Consider the following 18,537-nt stretch of genomic DNA (forward strand, 5'->3'; position numbering starts at 1 on the left):
ATCTTACTCCACATTCTGGATTTGTTCGCGCATCTGGTCGATCGCGGCTTTCAGGTCAAGCCCAATCGCGGTCAGCGCGGTTGACTGCGCTTTTGCACAAAGCGTGTTGGCCTCGCGGTTGAACTCTTGCGCCAGAAAATCAAATTTGCGCCCCGCAGGCGCATCTTGGGCCAAAAGATCACGCGCGGCCTGTACATGCGCCTTAAGCCTGTCGATTTCTTCGGTGATATCGGCCTTCATCGCGACGACGGCCAGCTCTTGCGCGACGCGGCCTTCTTCGATCAGGCCCGCATCTTCGGTGATCCGCATAAGGGCGGCTTTCATGGTTTCGCGCATCTGCGGCAGCCGTGCGGCGGCAGCTTTTTCTGCGGCTGCGGTCAGCGCTGCAATCTGGTCCAACTGGGCGGTCAGCACATCATGCAAGAACGCACCTTCGCTGCGGCGCATGGCGCAAAAATCCGCAACCAAAGGCGCAATATCGGCAATGAGTGCCGTGGCAAGCGTGGCGTCATCGTCTTGCGCCTGCGCAGCAACCAGAACACCGCGCTGGTTCAGAACATCTGCCGCCGTGGGCTGGCCAAGCGTCACACCTTTGGCAAAGGCGCGTTCCTGGATCGCATCAAGCGCGCCAAGCACGGCGTCTAGCCGCGGCTCGTCAATTGTCAGCTGTCCAGCGGTTTCTTCGCGGGTTAGCCGCAGGTTTACCGTCACATTCCCGCGCGTTACCGCATCGCCCACGGCTTTGCGCAGGGCGGGTTCCAGCCCAGTGATGCTTTCGGGCATGCGCAGGCGCAGGTCATACCCGCGCGCATTCACGCTGCGCATTTCCCATGCCCAAGCAACTGTTTCATGCGCGCCCGCGCGGCTGGCAAAAGCTGTCATGGATTGGGTCATTGGGATCACCTGCGCTGCTGTCTGCCAATGGTCCTATTGGATAAAGGGGGGCATGGGCAAGCCTTGGCGCATTAACCGATTAATACTTTGTTAAGTGAAACTATGCGTAAACTGTGTTAAATTTGATTTAAGGGATCGGATGTTTCTGGCCCCCGATTAACGAAATATGCATTGGTGCGAGGTTCAGATGACTGTTGTTAACGATTTTTCCTTTTCGCGTGGTGACGCCATGCCGGGCGCCGACAATCCGGTCTTGATGCAACTCGAATCCTATTGGCGCGCCTTGCGCCACGCCCGACATATCCCCGCACGCAATGATATCCGCCCGCATGAAATCGATAGCGCCCTGCCCCATGCATTTATCCTGCAACGGGTCGCACCGGGCGTGGCGAGGATGCGCGTCGCTGGTCAACAATTGCATGATCTGCTGAAAATGGATGCGCGCGGCATGCCGGTATCCAGCTTTTTTCACGCCGATGCGCGCGCACAGATCGCCGATCTTGTGGAATTGGCGTTTTCGGAACCCGCAATCGTAGCGGTCCCGTTGGTTTCACAGGGTAATGTCGTGCGCGCGCCATTGACCGGCACCATGCTGTTGCTGCCATTGCGCGATGATAACGGGCAAACCAGCCGTGTTCTTGGCGCGCTGATGACGCAAGGCCATCGCGGCAACCGCCAACGTCGGTTCGAAATTGATCGCAGCATGGGCATTCGCGTGGACCGGCTCGGGATCAAGCTTGCCGCGACGCAAAGCCTGCCGCGCCGTGTCAATGAAAAAGGGCCAGACGCGCAACGCCCGGCCCTTCAACTTGTGGTCAATAACGCCTGATTAACCGGCTTTGGCCTGTAGCAATTTGTTGCGGCGGGCCGACAGCTCTTCGGAGACCAGGAACGCAAGTTCCAGCGACTGCGACGCGTTCAGACGCGGATCGCAGGCTGTGTGGTAACGGCTGGACAGGTCTTCGTCGGTCACTGCCCGCACGCCGCCGGTGCATTCGGTCACGTCTTTGCCGGTCATTTCGAAATGCACACCACCTGGCACGGTGCCTTCGGCATTGTGGATGCCAAAGAACTCTTTGACTTCGCGCAGCACGCTGTCGAATGGCCGGGTTTTATAGCCGGTTGTCGATTTGATCGTGTTGCCGTGCATCGCGTCACAGGTCCAGACAACATTTGCGCCTTCTTCTTCGACGGCTTTGATCAGACGTGGCAGATGGTCACCCACTGCTCCCGCGCCAAAGCGCGCGATCAATGTCAAACGGCCCGCTTCGTTGTTGGGGTTCAAAGACGCCATCAGCGATTTCAGGTGACCAGAGGTCATAGAAGGCCCGCATTTCAACCCGATCGGGTTCAGAACACCCTTGCAGAATTCAACATGCGCGCCGTCAGGCTGACGGGTACGGTCACCGATCCAGATCATATGGCCGGAACCGGCCAACCATTTGCCAGATGTGGAATCAAGACGGCACAGCGCCTCTTCGTATTCCAGCAAAAGCGCCTCGTGGCTGGTGTAGAAATCAACCGTCTGCAATTCGTGATTGGTTTCGGTGGTCAGGCCCGCAGCCTCCATGAAATCAAGCGTGTCAGAGATACGGGCGGCCATATCACTGTATTTCTTGACCTCATTGGCATCGGTAAAGCCCAAGGTCCATTTGTGAACCTCGTGGACATTGGCAAAACCACCGGTCGAAAACGCGCGCAACAGGTTCAGGGTCGCTGCGGCCTGCATATAGGCCTGTGACATGCGCTCTGGGTCTGGAATGCGCGATTCCGGGGTGAAATCGAAACCGTTGATGATGTCACCACGGTAGCTGGGCAATTCCACGCCGTTTACGGTTTCGGTGGGCGCCGAACGCGGTTTCGCCATTTGGCCGGCCATACGGCCAACTTTGACCACGGGCACTTTGGCACCATAGGTCAAAACCATCGCCATTTGCAGCATGACCTTGAACGTGTCGCGGATGCTGTCGGCACCGAATTCGGCAAAGCTTTCGGCGCAATCGCCGCCTTGCAGCAAAAACGCCTCGCCGCGGCTGACCGCGCCCAGCTGTTTTTTCAACTTGCGTGCTTCGCCTGCAAAAACCAAGGGTGGATAACTGGCAAGACGACCTTCTACAGCGCTAAGCGCGGCTGCGTCGGTATAGTCGGGCATCTGAACCCGGAGCTTATTGCGCCAGTCAGATTTTTGCCAGTTAGTCATTTTCTTGCTCCAATTGCAGTATATGTGAACGAAATTTAGGTGGACCGTATAGCGCTATCAGTCGCAAGGGCCAATACGAAAGTGCGCGCGCAGCTTGAAACGTCGTTTTCGGCGCATTCGGGCTTGATTGCGCGGGTTAAAGCTGGTTCCGTCGATGAATAGTTTTTTGGAAAGCCCGCATGACCTCACAGCCTCAGATCGTCGATGTAGATCACAGCGGCAAGCCAAGGCATTTTGTCTTTGTTTTGTTAGACGCGTTCACGATGCTTAGCTTTGCGGCGGCGCTGGAATGCCTGCGCATTGCCAATCGCACCTCTGGCAAGACCCTGTATTCATGGACAATCGTGAATGAAACAGGCGCAGATACGGTCTGTTCAAATGGCTGCGCATTTCGGGTGGCGCATCCGCTGGCAGAAACCGCGCGCGACGACACGATCATGCTGTGCGGCGGGGTTAACATCCAGAACGCCACAACCAAACCCCTGCTGAACTGGCTACGCCGCGAGGCGAGGCGCGGCGCAACCATCGCTGGGCTGTGCACGGCGGGCTATGTGATCGCCAAAGCCGGCCTGCTGGACGGTCGCACCGCCGCGATCCACTGGGAGAATCACGACAGCTTTCTTGAAGAATTCGAAAATGTGACCTTGACCAAATCGGTGTTTGTCGTGGACGGCAACCGGATCACGGCCGCAGGTGGCACAGCGGCGATTGATCTGATGATCAAATTGATCGCGGATGACCACGGCGAAGATCTGGCCAATGCGGTGGCCGATCTTATGATCTATTCCGCGATCCGCACGAGCAAGGACACACAGCGCCTGTCGATCCCCACAAGGATCGGCGTGCGGCACCCGAAACTGTCGCAGGTGATCAAGATGATGGAAGCCAATATCGAGGATCCGATCAGCCCTGCAACGCTGGCCAGCGATGTCGGCATGTCCACGCGCCAGCTCGAACGGTTGTTCCGCCGCTATTTGGCGCGCAGTCCGAAACGCTATTACATGGAACTGCGGCTGCAAAAGGCACGCAACCTGTTGATGCAAACAGATATGACAGTGATCAACGTGGCACTTGCCTGCGGTTTTGCATCACCATCGCATTTCTCGAAATGCTACCGGTCGCATTACGACACTACACCTTACCGCGAACGCGGCAGTCAGGGTGCGCGTCCCGCCTGATAACAGGTAAATAACCTGAAATTCCGCCATGATTCAGTGAAATTTACCTTTGGTTCCGACTTTCCTTTTGGAAACACGCTGATAAGCTGGCGCGCAGGACAAAAGATCCAATTGGGAGACTAAAAATGAAAAAACTACTGATGGCGACATCTGCCATGACAATGATCGCGGGCGCCGCAATTGCGGAAGACGTGAAAATCGGGGTGATCCTTGGTTTCACTGGACCGCTCGAATCGATCACACCGGCAATGGGTGCCGGCGCAGAAATGGCGATGGCCGAAGTGACCGCATCAGGCGCGCTTTTGGACGGATCAACCGTCACGTCCGTGCGCGGCGACAGCACATGTATTGACGCAGGTGCGGCGACCGCAGCGGCCGAACGTCTGGTCACATCCGACGCCGTCAACGCAATCATGGGTGCCGATTGTTCCGGCGTTACCGGCGCGATCTTGCAAAACGTGGCACGCGCCAACGGTGTTGTGATGATTTCCCCATCTGCCACATCCCCTGGCCTGTCATCTGCCGAAGACGATGGTCTGTTCTTCCGCACAGCCCCATCTGATGCGCGCCAAGGCGTGATCATCACCGAAATCCTGCAATCACGTGGCGTTGAACAGGTCGCGCTGACCTATACGAACAACGACTATGGCAAAGGTCTGGCCGACGCGTTCCAAGCTGCATTCGAAGCAGCAGGCGGTTCGGTCACTATTTCCGCAGCCCATGAAGACGGCAAGGCCGATTATTCGGCTGAAGTCGGTGCATTGGCATCCGCAGGCGGCGAAGTGCTTGTTGTTGCAGGCTACGTTGACCAAGGTGGTTCGGGCATCGTGCGTTCATCGCTTGATTCCGGTGCATTTGATACGTTCTACTTCCCTGACGGGATGGTTGGCACAAAGCTGAACGATAACTTTGGTGCTGAATTGAACGGTTCATACGGCGCATATCCGGGCACAGACAGTGCAGGTGCGGCGAAATTCGTTGAACTGGCCGAAGCAGCCGGTTTTGACGGCACAGGCGCGTTTGCCCCTGAATCATATGACGCTGCGGCGCTGATCATGCTGGCAATGCAAGCAGCCGGTTCCAGCAATTCGGCCGATTTCAAAGACCACGTGTTTGACGTTGCTAACGCACCAGGCGTTGAAATCTTCCCGGGCGAATTGGCGAAGGGCCTTGAGCTGATCGCAGCAGGCACAGACATCGATTATGTCGGCGCATCCGCCGTGGAACTGATTGGACCCGGTGAATCTGCGGGTAACTATCAGGAAATCGAATTCGCCGATGGCGTCTATTCGACAATTGGTTACCGCTAATCCAGCGATTTAAGAACGGGGCGGCGCGGGATACCTGCGCCGCCTTAACAATAGACATGCCGCAAAGGCGTGCGAGGGGAAGATATGATCGTTGTTGAAAATCTGGTGAAAACCTTTGGTGGTTTTCACGCCGTTGACGGTGCGTCACTACGCATTGAGCAGGGATCAATCACCGGATTGATCGGGCCAAATGGCGCTGGAAAAACCACACTTTTCAACGTGATCGCGGGCGTTCTTAAGCCAACCTCCGGCCGCGTGACCATGATGGGCGAAGACATCACCGGCCTGCCGCCCCACGAACTTTTCCACAAAGGTCTGCTGCGCACCTTCCAGATTGCGCATGAATTTTCATCAATGACGGTCCGCGAAAACCTGATGATGGTGCCGGGCGCGCAATCAGGTGAAACGCTGTGGAACGCATGGTTTGGCCGCAAGGGCATCGCGCAAGAAGAACGCGCGCTGATGGCGAAGGCCGACGAGGTTCTGGAATTTCTGACCATCGACCACCTGAAAGACGAAAAAGCAGGCAATCTTTCTGGCGGACAGAAAAAGCTGCTGGAACTGGGGCGCACCATGATGGTCGACGCCAAGATCGTGTTTCTGGACGAGGTCGGTGCAGGTGTGAACCGCACCCTTCTCAATACCATTGGCGATGCAATTATTCGCCTCAACAAAGAACGCAACTACACCTTTGTCGTGATCGAACACGATATGGATTTTATCGGCCGTCTTTGTGACCCTGTTATTTGTATGGCCGAAGGTCATGTTCTGGCCGAGGGCACCTTGGCCGAGATCAAGGCCAACGAGCAGGTGATCGAGGCTTACCTCGGCACCGGATTGAAAAACAAAGATAAGGTCATGTCATGAAATTTCTCTTCACAGTGTTGCTGGGCGCCATTCTGGGCGCTGCCGGCGCATTCTACTACATCTACCTTTACCACGCAGATGCGGGTGAACAGGCGCTGATGCGCGACACGATCACCACCTATCTGCCTTTCCTGTCGGAGTATATTAACCCGTGAGCGATCCGTTTCTGATCGGCGATGCCATGACCGGTGGTTATGGCAAAGGCCCTGATATTCTACATGGCTGCACCATTGCCGCCGAAAAAGGCGAGATCGCCGTGATTGTCGGCCCCAACGGGGCTGGCAAATCCACCGCGATGAAGGCCGTGTTTGGCATGTTAAATGTGAATTCAGGCTCTGTCCGGTTGGACGGCGAAGACATCACCCGCCTGACCCCGCAAGAACGCGTCGTCAAAGGCATGGGGTTTGTGCCGCAAACGTCGAACATTTTCACCTCGATGACGGTGGAAGAAAACCTTGAAATGGGTGCGTTCATCCGCCGCGATGATTTTCGCGATACGATGACGCAGATCTATGATCTGTTCCCGATTCTGAAAGAAAAGCGCAACCAAGCGGCTGGCGAACTATCCGGCGGGCAACGCCAACAAGTCGCCGTGGGCCGCGCACTGATGACAAAACCCAAAGTGCTGATGCTAGATGAGCCGACCGCAGGCGTGTCACCCATCGTTATGGACGAACTTTTTGACCGCATTATCGAGGTCGCGCGCACCGGCATCCCGATCCTGATGGTCGAACAAAACGCACGGCAAGCCCTTGAAATTGCAGATAAAGCCTATGTTTTGGTGCAAGGCCGCAACGCGCATACTGGGACGGGGAAAGAACTATTGGCGGACGAAGAAGTCCGCAGATCGTTCCTAGGGGGTTAATCATGGACTATCTTAACGCCCTCGTGGCCTTCTTGAATTTTGTGTTTGTACCGGGCCTTGCTTACGGTGCGCAGCTGGCCATTGGGGCGCTGGGTGTCACGCTGATTTACGGCATCTTGCGGTTTTCCAACTTTGCCCATGGCGACACGATGGCCTTTGGTACCGCGATGACAATCATTGGGACAAATGCGCTTTTGGCGCTGGGGATCACCTTTGGCCCCTTGCCGACTGCGCTGCTCGCCCTGCCCTTTGGCATTGGTGCGACGATTCTGTTGGTGCTGTTCATCGATTGGCTGGTCTATAAATTCTACCGTGATCAAAAGGCCAAGCCCGTGATCCTTGTGATCGTGTCGATGGGCGTGATGTTTGTGATGAACGGCGTTGTGCGCTTTATCATCGGGGTGCGTGATATCCAGTTTGCGGATGGTGAACGGTTCTTGATTACCGCGCGTGATTTCAAGGAAATGACCGGCCTTGACGAAGGGCTGGCCATTAAGACGACCCAAGCGATTACCGTGGTTGTCGCGCTGATTGCAATGGCGCTGCTGTTTTGGTTCCTCAACAAAACCCGCACAGGCAAATCGATGCGCGCGTTTTCGGATAACGAAGATCTGGCGCTGCTATCAGGCATCAACCCTGACTGGGTGGTCAAGGTCACATGGATGATTGTTGCCGCATTGGCCACAACGGCTGGCGTGCTGTACGGGCTGGATAAGTCATTCAAAGCATTCACCTATTTCCAACTCCTGCTGCCGATTTTTGCTGCCGCCATCGTCGGCGGTTTGGGCAACCCATTGGGCGCAATTGCAGGCGGGTTTGTCATCGCATTTAGCGAGGTCACAATCACCTATGCTTGGAAAAAGGTGCTGGTCTATCTGTTGCCCGAAAACCTAGAGCCTGACGGGCTCGTGCAGCTGATGTCGACCGACTATAAATTCGCGGTCAGTTTTGCGATCCTGATTATCGTGCTGCTGTTCAAACCCACCGGCCTATTCAAGGGGCAATCCGTATGAACCCTGCATTGAAAAACACACTTCTGTTTTGTTTTGTCGGCTTTTTGCTGCTGATCACGGGGATTTTGCAGGGCTGGAACTCTGCCCTGTTTATTCTGAACATGGGGCTGGTATCGTCGATTCTTGCGCTTGGCGTGAATCTGCAATGGGGCTTTGCGGGGCTGTTTAATATCGGGGTCATGGGGTTTGTGGCGCTGGGCGGGCTTGCGACTGTTCTGGTCGGCATGCCGCCTGTGGGCGAGGCATGGTCAGCAGGCGCATTGCAGGTCTTTGCCGGTCTGGCGCTGGGGGCTGGCACGGTTGTCGGGGCTGTCGTTATCCGCAAGAAACTGGTGGGACGAGCCAGAACATTTGGCACCCTAGCCATTCTGGTCATTGGGTTTTTCGTCTTTCGCGCCGTATTTGACGCGGGCGTTGTCGCAATCGAGGCCGTTGATCCGGCGCTGACCGGCAACTTGGGCGGCATCAACATCTTTGGCCCGCACCGCGATGCCAATGACATGCTTTTGCCTGACTATTTTATCCTGCTTGCATGGCCGATGGGCGGGCTTTTGGCGGCGGGTGCTGCATGGATTATCGGCAAAACCGCGCTTGGGCTGCGGTCGGATTATCTGGCGATTGCGACGCTGGGCATTGCCGAGATTATCATCGCCGTGATGAAAAACGAAGACTGGCTGGCGCGTGGCGTCAAGAACGTGAACGGCCTGCCGCGCCCCGTGCCATACGAGGTCACGTTGCAAAGCGATCCGGGCTTTATCGCGCGGGCTGCAAGCTGGGGTCTGGATCCGGTTACGGCCTCAACGATCTATACAAAACTGTGCTACACGGTTCTTTTTGCCGCTGTCCTGCTAATCTTGTTGTGGCTCGCACAAAAGGCGCTCAATAGCCCTTGGGGCCGGATGATGCGCGCGATCCGCGACAATGAGACTGCTGCCGAAGCCATGGGCAAAGACGTGACCGCGCGGCATTTGCAGATTTTCATTCTGGGGTCGGCCATCTGCGGGATTGCGGGGGCAATGATGACCACGCTTGACGGACAGTTGACGCCGACGTCATACCAGCCGCTGCGCTTTACCTTCCTGATCTGGGTGATGGTAATTGTCGGCGGATCGGGCAACAACTTTGGCTCGGTGCTTGGTGGATTGCTGATCTGGTGGCTGTGGGTGCAGGTTGAACCGATGGGGCTTTGGGTGATGAACCTTTTGACCAGCGGTCTGGCGGATGGCAGCGCGCTAAAAGACCACATGATCGAATCCGCCGCCCATATGCGGCTGTTGACGATGGGTGTTGTCCTGCTTTTGGTGCTGCGGTTCAGCCCGCGCGGGTTGATCCCCGAACGCTAGCTTGTTCTTTGGCGCAGCATTGATACAACGGGTGAAAATGAACACCCCGAGGACCCCATGGCGCTGATTTTCCGCTGGCTCATCCGGCTTGCCACTGCATTGGTTTTCCTGTGCGTTGCGGCTATTTCACTGGCGTATTACTTCGCCGCGCGGTCCCTGCCCGATTATAACGCGCAGACCGATGTTGCCGGAATCAGTGCGACTGTCGAAATCGTGCGCGATAATGCCAATGTGCCGCATATTTTTGCTGCCAATGACAATGACGCGTTTTTCGCGCTGGGTTACGCCCATGCCCAAGACCGGCTTTGGCAGATGACGATGCTGCGCCGCACGGTGCAGGGGCGGCTGTCGGAACTATTTGGCACCCGCACGGTCGAAATCGACAAGGTCATGCGCCGCTATGATCTTTATAACCTTTCAGTCGCTTCCGTGGCGGCGCAAGACGCACAGACTTTGGACGCGCTGACGGCCTATTCGGCGGGTGTAAATGCGTGGCTGGCAGAGGTGAACAGCGGCGCGCGCGGGCGTGGCGCGCCCGAAATGTGGTTGTTCAGCCATCCGGTGTCACCATGGCAACCCGCTGATTCCATTGCGATTATGAAACTGATGGCCCTGCAACTGTCGCCGCATCTGGAAAACGAAGTCTTGCGTGCGCGCACCTCGCTTTTGATTGATCCTGACCGTCTGGCCGACATTATGCCCGACGATCCGACCAGCGGTATTGCCGCCCTGCCCGCCTATGCCGCGCTGGTGCCCGATGTTGCCCCCAATAGCACGGGCACCCGCATGGCGGCTGATCCTTTGTCGCCGTTTCATCCGCCGGAACTGGCGGGCGCGTCCAATGCATGGGCGGCAAATGAAACGCGCTCGGCGACCGGATCAACATTGCTGGCAAATGACCCGCATCTGGGTTTGACCGCGCCGACCATCTGGTATCTGGCACGGCTAGAACTGGAAACAGGCGGCGTGATCGGCGCGACCATACCAGGCATGCCGATTGTGCTTTCTGGGCGCGGCGACAGTCTTGGCTGGGGGATTACGGCCGCCTATGTCGATGACGTCGATATCCTGATCGAAGAAGTGAACCCCGACGATCCCACCCAATACCGCAGCCCCGACGGTTGGGCGCCGTTTCGCAGCCGCGACAGTATAATCAATATCAAAGACGCGCCTGCGATCACGCTGCGCCTGCGCTGGACAGCCAACGGGCCGGTTATGCCCGGCACACAGTTCAACCTTGGCACCATCACCCCACCCGGCCATGTCACAGCGATTGCATGGAGCGCGCTTTCGGACCGCGATACATCCATTTCGGCTGCAATGGGGATCATGCGCGCGCGCACCGTGAACGCGGCCATCCGCGCCGGAGAAACATTTATCGCGCCTGCGCTGAACCTCACGCTTGCCGATCGCAACCGGATTGCAATGAAAACCATCGGTGCACTACCCGCGCGTAATGCCAACCACCAAAGTCAGGGGCGGTTCCCGTCGTTTGGCTACTTGCCTGAAAACCGCTGGCAAGGGCGGTTTCCCTATGCTGAAAACCCGATTTTCCTGAACCCCGAAGGCGGCATTATCGGCAATACCAACAATAAGACGGTCGACCGCGATTTCCCGCATCACCTGTCGTTCTTGTGGGGTGATACGCAGCGGATCAACCGTTGGCGGCTTTTGATGCAAGCCCGCGAAGTCCACACCCGTGACAGCTTTATCGAAGCGCAGCAAGACACGGTCAGCTTTACCGCGCGCACGCTCTCGGCGCTGATGGGGGCCGATCTGTGGTTCACCGGCGATGCCGCCCCCGAAGGCACGCCCGCCCGTAAACGCCAGATCGCGCTTGATCTTTTGTCCGCTTGGAACGGTGAAATGAACGAACACCTGCCAGAGCCGCTGATCTACGCGGCTTGGGTGCGTGCGGTGCAACAACGCCTGATCCGCGACGAACTGGGCCCGCTGGCGGCAGAATTCACCCATGTCGATCCGGTGTTTATTGAACGGGTGTTTCGCGATATCGACGGGGCCAGCATCTGGTGCGATGTGATCCAATCCGCACCTGTTGAGACCTGCACCGATATCGCGCGGCAGGCGCTTGATGATGCGATTATCTGGGTGACCGAAAACCACGGCGCCGCGATCGAGGCCGTGCGCTGGGGCGATGCCCATGTCGCCACGCATGACCACCCTGTGCTGGGCAAGACCCCGCTTTTGCATTGGTTTGTGAATATTCAACAATCCACCAGTGGCGGTGACAACACGTTGCAGCGTGGCAAAACATCCGGTGTCGGCCCCGCGCCATTCCAGAATGTGCATGCGGCAGGCTATCGCGGCGTTTACGACTTTGCCGATCCCGACAGTTCGGTGTTTGTGACCAGCACAGGCCAATCGGGGCACCCGCTGTCGCGCTATTATGACAATCTGGGCGAACTATGGCGGCGCGGCGAATACATCCCGATGTCGCTTGATCCGGCATTGGCACGCGCCGCAGCGGTTGGGGTTACGGTGCTGACGCCCGCACCCTAAGTTCAAATTATGGCAAGTTGGGCGGTTTGCCGTGAAAATCAATGTATAGATTCTGCAACCGTGGTGGCATGATACGCCATGTAGGTTCGGCGCGATGCGGGGGAACTTGCCAGAACAAGTTTTCGACGAAAGACGTATCAATGCACGCCCGCACCTCGGCGCTGCCGGCGCCCCAATGACCATCTATGAACGTCAATACACGACTGATCTGTGCCTCAAAATCTGAAATGCCCATGCGTGCATTCAAAACGCTGGCGAGATCCTCAAACCACAGGTAAACGAGCGGATCAGCTTCTGCGCGAATTGCTTCACCATGCAATTCATCTGTTGCATCGGCCAATTCGGCAAAGCTTGCGCGAAAGCTGGCATAGAGCTTTAGAACTGTCATCACACCCACTTGGCGCCCATTTGCGCCGTGCTACAACCGCGCAAACCGGGTTCGCTGCAGTTCTGTCCAGAACACAGTCAGGTCATAGCCCGTTTCTGTCTGCGTCTCTGCCGTGACGATGCCCGCGTCAAACAGCCATGCCCGTTTGCGCCCTTCCGCGAAACCGAGTGAAAGCTGCGCTTCGCTGCGCGGATCCTTGAGCTTGTCGGGGATGGCCGCCAAAAGCGCTTCCAACCCTTCGCCCGTAACCGCAGAAAGCGCAAAAAGATCATCAGTGCGCGCCGCTTGAGTGACCATTGCGTCGTGGTCTTCGGGCGCAAGCAGATCAATCTTGTTCCAGATTTCGATGATCGGGGCCTCTTCGGCGACACCAAGACTTTGCAGGATTGTCATCACGTCTTGGGATTGTTCTTCGGTCTGCGCGTGGCTGATGTCGCGCACATGCACGATCAGATCAGCGTCAAGCACCTCTTCGAGGGTCGCGCGAAATGCCGCAACCAGTTCGGTTGGCAAATCACTGATGAAACCCACCGTGTCGGACATGATTATTTCATCACCGGTAGGCAGAACGATCTTGCGCATGGTCGGGTCAAGCGTCGCGAACAGCATGTCCTTGGCAAACACTTCGGCACCGGTCAGGTGGTTGAACAGCGTGGATTTTCCGGCGTTGGTATAGCCCACAAGCGCCACAATCGGATAGGGTACCTTGGCGCGGGATGCGCGGTGCAATTCGCGGGTTTTCACGACTTTGGCCAGCTGGCGGCGCAAACGCCCCAGTTGATCGTCAATCGCGCGGCGGTCGGCCTCGATCTGGGTTTCACCCGGACCGCCGACAAAACCCAGCCCGCCACGCTGGCGTTCAAGGTGGGTCCACGCGCGCACAAGACGGGTGCGCTGATACGAAAGCGCCGCCATTTCGACCTGCAACACACCCTCAGAGGTGCGCGCGCGGTCGCTGAAAATTTCAAGGATCAATCCGGTGCGATCCAGCAGTTTCACGCCCCAGTCTTTTTCAAGATTGCGCTGCTGCACAGGGGTCACAGGCCCGTCAATCAAGACCAGTTCAACCTTATTGGTTTCGAATACGGCCTTGAGCTCTGCGATCTTGCCTTTGCCAAACAGTTTACCAGGATGGATTTTGGGCAGGCGCACGATATCGGCCCCGACAACCTCCAGATCCGGCAAAGCCGCGGCAAGCGCCACGCCTTCTTGGAGCGCGGGGCCAGCGGCACGGCGCCCGTAATCCGTTTTCAAATCAGGGTGCAAGACCCAAGCCCGAGTGACCGGACGATCATGTTCTAGCAAGGTTATTCTTCGCCTTCATAAAGGCTGATCGGCTGCGATGGCATAATTGTCGAAATTGCGCTTTTGTAGACAAGCTGGGCCTGCCCGTCGCGGCGCAATAGCACGCAAAAACTGTCAAACCAAGTGATCACGCCCTGAAGTTTGACGCCGTTCACCAAAAAGATCGTGACCGGAATCTTGGCCTTACGCACATGATTTAAAAACGCATCTTGCAAATTTGCTTTGTCGGCGGCCATTTTGACACCCTTTTTTTTGTTATTGTGGCCTCGCTTCGGCCCTCGCTGTTTGGGTCAGTATGTCGCGCCAAATCCCAAGTTTCCAGCCCCAAAACAAAATCGCAAAATGCCTGTGTCACCTGCGCCAGATTTCGGGATTTAGCAGTGCAATGATCGCCAATGTCTCGAGCCGGCCCAAAACCATCGCAGCAGCCAGAATGATCTTGGCCGGATCGGGAATGCCCGAATAGGCAATCGGGTATTCAGCGGCGACAGACGCCAACGGACCGGTTGTCGACAGCGCCGAAACCGCAAGCACCATAGAGGTTTCGAACTGCACGCCTGTCAGTGACATCAGCGTCATCACCGCCGCGATACTGAGCGCGAAAAGCATAAAGAACACCCACGAAATATAGGCACCTTGTTTGCGGATACGCCGTGCCTCGCGTCCACCGCCACCAACGGACGACGGGTGCAGCAGCCGTTCCTGTTCGCGTTCACTGTGCCGGAACAGCGCGTAGATGCGCAGCAATTTGACCCCGCCTGCGGTGGTCGCAACCCCGCCCCCGATAAGCGCCATCCCAGCAAGAAACAGCCCCGGCGTTTGCAGCCCCGACCAACGTGTCGCGCCACCCCAATAGTGGGATTCAAACCCTGTCGTCGTCAAAAACGACGTCACCGTGAATAATGTCCCCCAGAATGCGGCCGCCGTTTGCTGCAGTGTCACAATGGTCTGGCGGTCCGCAGCGCCGACAAAATGCCGCAAGAACAGCACAGCGGTGACAAGACCGATCAGCACCAGCGCGGTGCGAAATTCGGGGTCGCGGCGCAGCCCTTGACCGCCCTCGCCAATCAAGCCGCGACTAAAGGTCAGCCTTGAAAACGCAAATATAAAAAAGCCGAAGATCAGCAATTCACCCCAGAACCGCGGGGCTGCGTAATACAAGCCGTTGATCGGTGAAATCCCCGAGGTCGCAAGCGTCGACATCGCATGGCACAGCGCGACATAGGGCACTTCGCCCGTGATCACGAGCCCGAGCCACAAAAGGAAGGTCAGCCCAAGATAAAGTGGCGCAAGCGACAACGTATAGCGCACCAGACGTTCGGACGGGTCGGCAATGCGCGCGATCTGCGACAGCCCACCCCCTGCGCCATTGCCGATATTGGTGGTTGCGCGCACTTCGAACCCGCCAAGGTTCATGGGCGCAAATATCGACACAGCCGTGACCCACACCAGCAAACCGCCCAGCCAGCCAACCAAGGCACGCCATAAATGCAGCGAAGGCGTGAGCCGCCCGTAAGTGTCATAAAGCGTGGCACCTGTTGTCGTAAAGCTCGACACCATTTCAAACCACGCATCAAGAAATCTTGTATTGCCAACCGCTTCGTAGAACGGCACCGCAAAGATCAGCGGCAACACCGTAAATGCGGACAAAAGCCCGATCAACTGGCTGCGCGCCACATTCAGCGGCGCGTAACCGGCGGTCGCAAGCCCGACCACCAATGTCAGGATCGAAAACAGGATAAACCCGTAAAAGAATACGCGCATCGCCACAAAATCTTCGACAACCGCGCCATGGGCGGCAGGCACAAGCATTGCCAGCGCGCCCAGCCCCATAAGGGCCACAAAAAACGGAAGCTTCAGGATCCAGTTCATCAGAAGAAATCAATCGAAACCTGAAGCAGGCGTTCAACTTCCGGCACATCCGGACTCATTGCGAAAATCGCAATGACATCGCCTTCTTCGATCCGCGTATCGCCGACAGGTTTGACAAATTTGCCCTGTTTCATAAGCCCGCCGATCATCGTGCCTTCGGGAAAGCTGATATCCTTGATCTGCTGGCCCGCAATGGGTGACGTGCCAAGCACTTGCGCTTCGATCACTTCGGCCTCGGCGTCACCGATCGAATAGACGCCGCGCACGCGCCCGTGGCGGATATGCCGCAAGATCGAACTCACGGTTGTTGCGCGCGGGTTGATATAGGCGTCGATGTGCAGCGGCGCCATCAAGGGCACAAGCGTTGGATCATTGACCAGACAGATCGCCATCGGGCAGCCCAGTTCTTTTGCGCGCACAGAGACCAGAATATTGGTCTTATCGTCGTCCGTGACCGCCAGAACCGCGTCGGCGTTCCCGATGTTCGCTTCTTCCAGCAGTGCCGAATCAAGCCCGTCGCCATGCAATACAATCGTGCGGTCCAATGAATCGGCCGCGTTTTCGGCGATGCTGCGGTTCTTTTCGATGACCTTAACACGGACCCGTTCGGTGCGCGTTTCAAGCGCTTTTGCCACGCCCAAACCCACGTTCCCGCCGCCAATAATTACGATACGTTCTTGTTTTGAATTCTTTTTCCCGAAAATCTCGAGCGTGCGTGTCGCGTCTTGGGTGATCGCGAAAATATAACAATCATCACCGGCAAAAATCTGGTCACCGGCCGAAGGCACAAACAACACCCCGTCGCGGCGGATACCAACAACAACGGCGCGCAAAGTCGAAAACAAATCCGTCAACTGGCGCAGCGGCGTGTTAATCACAGGGCAGTCATCGCCAATGGTGATCCCCAAAAGCTGCGCGCGCCCCTCAAGAAAGCTTTCCGTGTCAAAGGCCGCGGGTGCCGCGAGCCGTTGTAGCGCCGCTTCGGCAACTTCTTTTTCCGGCGAAATCACAACGTCAATCGGTAGGTGGTCGCGACGGTAAAGATCGGAATAGATGGCATCAAGATAGCTTTGGGCGCGCAGGCGGGCGATCTTGCGCTGGACGGCAAAAACCGAATGGGCAACCTGACAGGTCACCATATTTACCTCGTCCGAATGGGTTGCGGCGATAATCATATCCGCGTCGCGCGCACCTGCACGGTCCAACACATCCGGATAGCTTGCGTGGCCGGCAATGCCTTGCACGTCCAGCGTATCGGTGGCGCGGCGCACCAGTTCGGGGTTGTTATCGACAACCGTTACATCGTTCTTTTCACCGGACAAATGGCGGGCAATCTGCCAGCCGACCTGACCTGCGCCACAGATGATGACCTTCATTGGGCGTCTTCCTCGATATAGGCAACTCGGCTACCCGCTTTGGTGGATGTGACCACACCCAGCGACTTCAGTTTGCGGTGCAGCGCCGACCGTTCCATGCCGACAAAGGTCGCGGTGCGGCTGATATTGCCCCCAAAACGGTTGATCTGGGTCAGCAAATATTCGCGTTCGAACAGTTCGCGCGCTTCACGCAGCGGCAAGGTTGCCAGACCACCCGCAAGCACGATGCGCCCTTCGTCGCTGCCGCCGTGATCTTCGCCTGACGGCAATTCGCGCGCAGCAATATCACCTGTGTTTTCCCCAAGAATAAGAACGCGTTCCACGACGTTCTTAAGCTGGCGTACATTGCCCGGCCAGATCATCGTTTGCAGCAATGCGCGGGCATCATCGGCCAGCTTGCGCAGCGGCAGACCTTGCGCCTTGTTAAACACTTCGATGAAATGCTCGGCCAAAAGCGGAATATCCTCGCGGCGTTCTTCCAACGAGGGCACAGCAATCGGCACAACATTCAGTCGGTGGAACAGCTCCTCGCGGAATATCCCTGCCTCGATTGCGGCGGGCAGGTCGCGGTTGGTGCTTGAAATTACACGCAGATCGACCTGTATCTTGTCGGTGCCGCCGACACGCTGGAACCGCTGGTCCACAAGAACACGCAAGATTTTCGACTGTGTTCCCAGAGGCATATCAGCAATTTCATCAAAATAGATCACGCCGCCGTTTGCCTCTTCCAATAGGCCCGGCTCGATACCGCGCGGACCATCCTCGCGGCCGAACAGAACTTCTTCCATACGGTCGGGTTCGATCGAGGCCGAATTTACAGTCACAAACGGGGCGCCCGAACGGTTGGAATTTGCGTGGATATAGCGGGCGGATATTTCCTTGCCCGACCCTGCCGGACCCGTCAGCATCACGCGCCCGTTTGATTTTGTCACCTTATCAAGCTGCGATTTCAATGTGCGGAACGCGGCGCTTTCGCCCAGCATATCCGCGCCCGCAACATCCCCGCGCTTAAGAGCGACATTCTCGCGGCGCAGGCGCGAGGTTTCCATCGCGCGCCGGATAACGACCAGCAACTGGTCGATATTAAAGGGTTTTTCAATAAAGTCGTAAGCGCCCTGTTTGATCGCAGCCACCGCAATTTCGATATTGCCATGGCCGGAAATAATGACCACCGGAATATCGGGGTTGTCGCGTTTGACGGTCTTGAGAATATCGATCCCGTCCATGTTGCTATCCTTGAGCCAGATATCAAGGATCATCAGCGCCGGTGGGGTCTTGGCAATTTGCGCCATACATTCGTCGGAACTGCCAGCAAGCCGCGTCGTATAGCCTTCGTCAATCAGAATATCCGAAATAAGTTCGCGGATATCGCGTTCGTCGTCGGTAATCAGAATATCGCCCATAAT

17 protein-coding genes are annotated in these 18,537 nt (G+C 56.8%); 9 read left to right on the plus strand and 8 right to left on the minus strand.

Annotated elements, in window-relative coordinates:
• Positions 1-3: 3 nt before the first annotated feature.
• Positions 4-894, minus strand: coding sequence for a YicC/YloC family endoribonuclease (locus BM320_RS07015; RefSeq protein WP_090198151.1), 891 nt, complete (start codon positions 892-894; stop codon positions 4-6).
• A gap of 187 nt (positions 895-1,081) precedes the next feature.
• On the opposite strand from BM320_RS07015, the gene BM320_RS07020 reads away from it, so the two are divergent.
• On the plus strand, positions 1,082-1,723 hold the full coding sequence (locus tag BM320_RS07020) for a PAS domain-containing protein (RefSeq protein ID WP_090198154.1): 642 nt from the start codon (positions 1,082-1,084) through the stop codon (positions 1,721-1,723).
• On the opposite strand, the gene BM320_RS07025 is transcribed toward BM320_RS07020, so the two are convergent.
• On the minus strand, positions 1,724-3,094 hold the full coding sequence (locus tag BM320_RS07025) for a class II 3-deoxy-7-phosphoheptulonate synthase (protein ID WP_090198157.1): 1,371 nt from the start codon (positions 3,092-3,094) through the stop codon (positions 1,724-1,726).
• A 179-nt stretch (positions 3,095-3,273) separates the two neighbouring features.
• Between BM320_RS07025 and BM320_RS07030 the strand changes: the two genes are divergently transcribed.
• The 8 genes from BM320_RS07030 (at position 3,274) to BM320_RS07060 (ending at position 12,190) form a co-directional block, all read left to right on the plus strand.
• The gene (locus tag BM320_RS07030; protein WP_090198159.1) at positions 3,274-4,272 is read left to right on the plus strand and encodes a GlxA family transcriptional regulator; all 999 of its coding nucleotides are present in this window, start codon (positions 3,274-3,276) and stop codon (positions 4,270-4,272) included.
• A 125-nt stretch (positions 4,273-4,397) separates the two neighbouring features.
• The gene (locus BM320_RS07035; RefSeq protein ID WP_090198162.1) at positions 4,398-5,582 is read left to right on the plus strand and encodes an ABC transporter substrate-binding protein; all 1,185 of its coding nucleotides are present in this window, start codon (positions 4,398-4,400) and stop codon (positions 5,580-5,582) included.
• Between the two features lie 84 nt (positions 5,583-5,666).
• A complete protein-coding gene (locus BM320_RS07040) occupies positions 5,667-6,449 on the plus strand; it encodes an ABC transporter ATP-binding protein (RefSeq protein WP_090198165.1) in 783 nt (260 codons plus the stop codon).
• On the plus strand, positions 6,446-6,604 hold the full coding sequence (locus tag BM320_RS16380) for a hypothetical protein (RefSeq protein ID WP_165615003.1): 159 nt from the start codon (positions 6,446-6,448) through the stop codon (positions 6,602-6,604). Before BM320_RS07040 ends, BM320_RS16380 begins: the two co-directional genes overlap by 4 nt.
• Positions 6,601-7,314: an ABC transporter ATP-binding protein gene (locus tag BM320_RS07045; RefSeq protein WP_090198168.1), complete on the plus strand. Its 714-nt coding sequence runs from the start codon at positions 6,601-6,603 to the stop codon at positions 7,312-7,314. Before BM320_RS16380 ends, BM320_RS07045 begins: the two co-directional genes overlap by 4 nt.
• Positions 7,315-7,316: 2 nt before the next feature.
• Positions 7,317-8,327 (plus strand): branched-chain amino acid ABC transporter permease, encoded by a 1,011-nt coding sequence (locus BM320_RS07050; protein ID WP_090198171.1) that lies wholly within the window; start codon positions 7,317-7,319, stop codon positions 8,325-8,327.
• Positions 8,324-9,670, plus strand: a complete 1,347-nt coding sequence (locus BM320_RS07055) for a branched-chain amino acid ABC transporter permease (RefSeq protein ID WP_090198174.1) — start codon at positions 8,324-8,326, stop codon at positions 9,668-9,670. Before BM320_RS07050 ends, BM320_RS07055 begins: the two co-directional genes overlap by 4 nt.
• Before the next feature lie 57 nt (positions 9,671-9,727).
• Positions 9,728-12,190, plus strand: coding sequence for a penicillin acylase family protein (locus tag BM320_RS07060; RefSeq protein ID WP_090198177.1), 2,463 nt, complete (start codon positions 9,728-9,730; stop codon positions 12,188-12,190).
• A gap of 7 nt (positions 12,191-12,197) precedes the next feature.
• On the opposite strand, the gene BM320_RS07065 is transcribed toward BM320_RS07060, so the two are convergent.
• The 6 genes from BM320_RS07065 to ntrX form a co-directional block, all read right to left on the minus strand.
• Positions 12,198-12,578, minus strand: a complete 381-nt coding sequence (locus tag BM320_RS07065) for a DUF7674 family protein (RefSeq protein WP_090198180.1) — start codon at positions 12,576-12,578, stop codon at positions 12,198-12,200.
• Positions 12,579-12,608: 30 nt separating this feature from the next.
• Positions 12,609-13,883: a GTPase HflX gene (hflX, locus tag BM320_RS07070; protein WP_090198183.1), complete on the minus strand. Its 1,275-nt coding sequence runs from the start codon at positions 13,881-13,883 to the stop codon at positions 12,609-12,611.
• A 2-nt stretch (positions 13,884-13,885) separates the two neighbouring features.
• Positions 13,886-14,119 carry an RNA chaperone Hfq gene (hfq, locus tag BM320_RS07075; protein ID WP_090198185.1) on the minus strand — a complete coding sequence of 78 codons (234 nt, stop codon included), beginning with the start codon at positions 14,117-14,119 and terminating at the stop codon, positions 13,886-13,888.
• A gap of 115 nt (positions 14,120-14,234) precedes the next feature.
• Positions 14,235-15,755 carry a TrkH family potassium uptake protein gene (locus BM320_RS07080; protein WP_090198187.1) on the minus strand — a complete coding sequence of 507 codons (1,521 nt, stop codon included), beginning with the start codon at positions 15,753-15,755 and terminating at the stop codon, positions 14,235-14,237.
• Positions 15,755-17,131 carry a Trk system potassium transporter TrkA gene (gene trkA / locus BM320_RS07085; RefSeq protein WP_090198190.1) on the minus strand — a complete coding sequence of 459 codons (1,377 nt, stop codon included), beginning with the start codon at positions 17,129-17,131 and terminating at the stop codon, positions 15,755-15,757. The genes BM320_RS07080 and trkA overlap by 1 nt, the downstream gene beginning before the upstream one ends.
• The gene (gene ntrX / locus BM320_RS07090; RefSeq protein WP_090198193.1) at positions 17,128-18,534 is read right to left on the minus strand and encodes a nitrogen assimilation response regulator NtrX; all 1,407 of its coding nucleotides are present in this window, start codon (positions 18,532-18,534) and stop codon (positions 17,128-17,130) included. Before ntrX ends, trkA begins: the two co-directional genes overlap by 4 nt.
• Positions 18,535-18,537: the final 3 nt, after the last annotated feature.

Origin of the sequence: Yoonia tamlensis (assembly GCF_900115105.1) — a bacterium.
Lineage (GTDB): Bacteria > Pseudomonadota > Alphaproteobacteria > Rhodobacterales > Rhodobacteraceae > Yoonia > Yoonia tamlensis.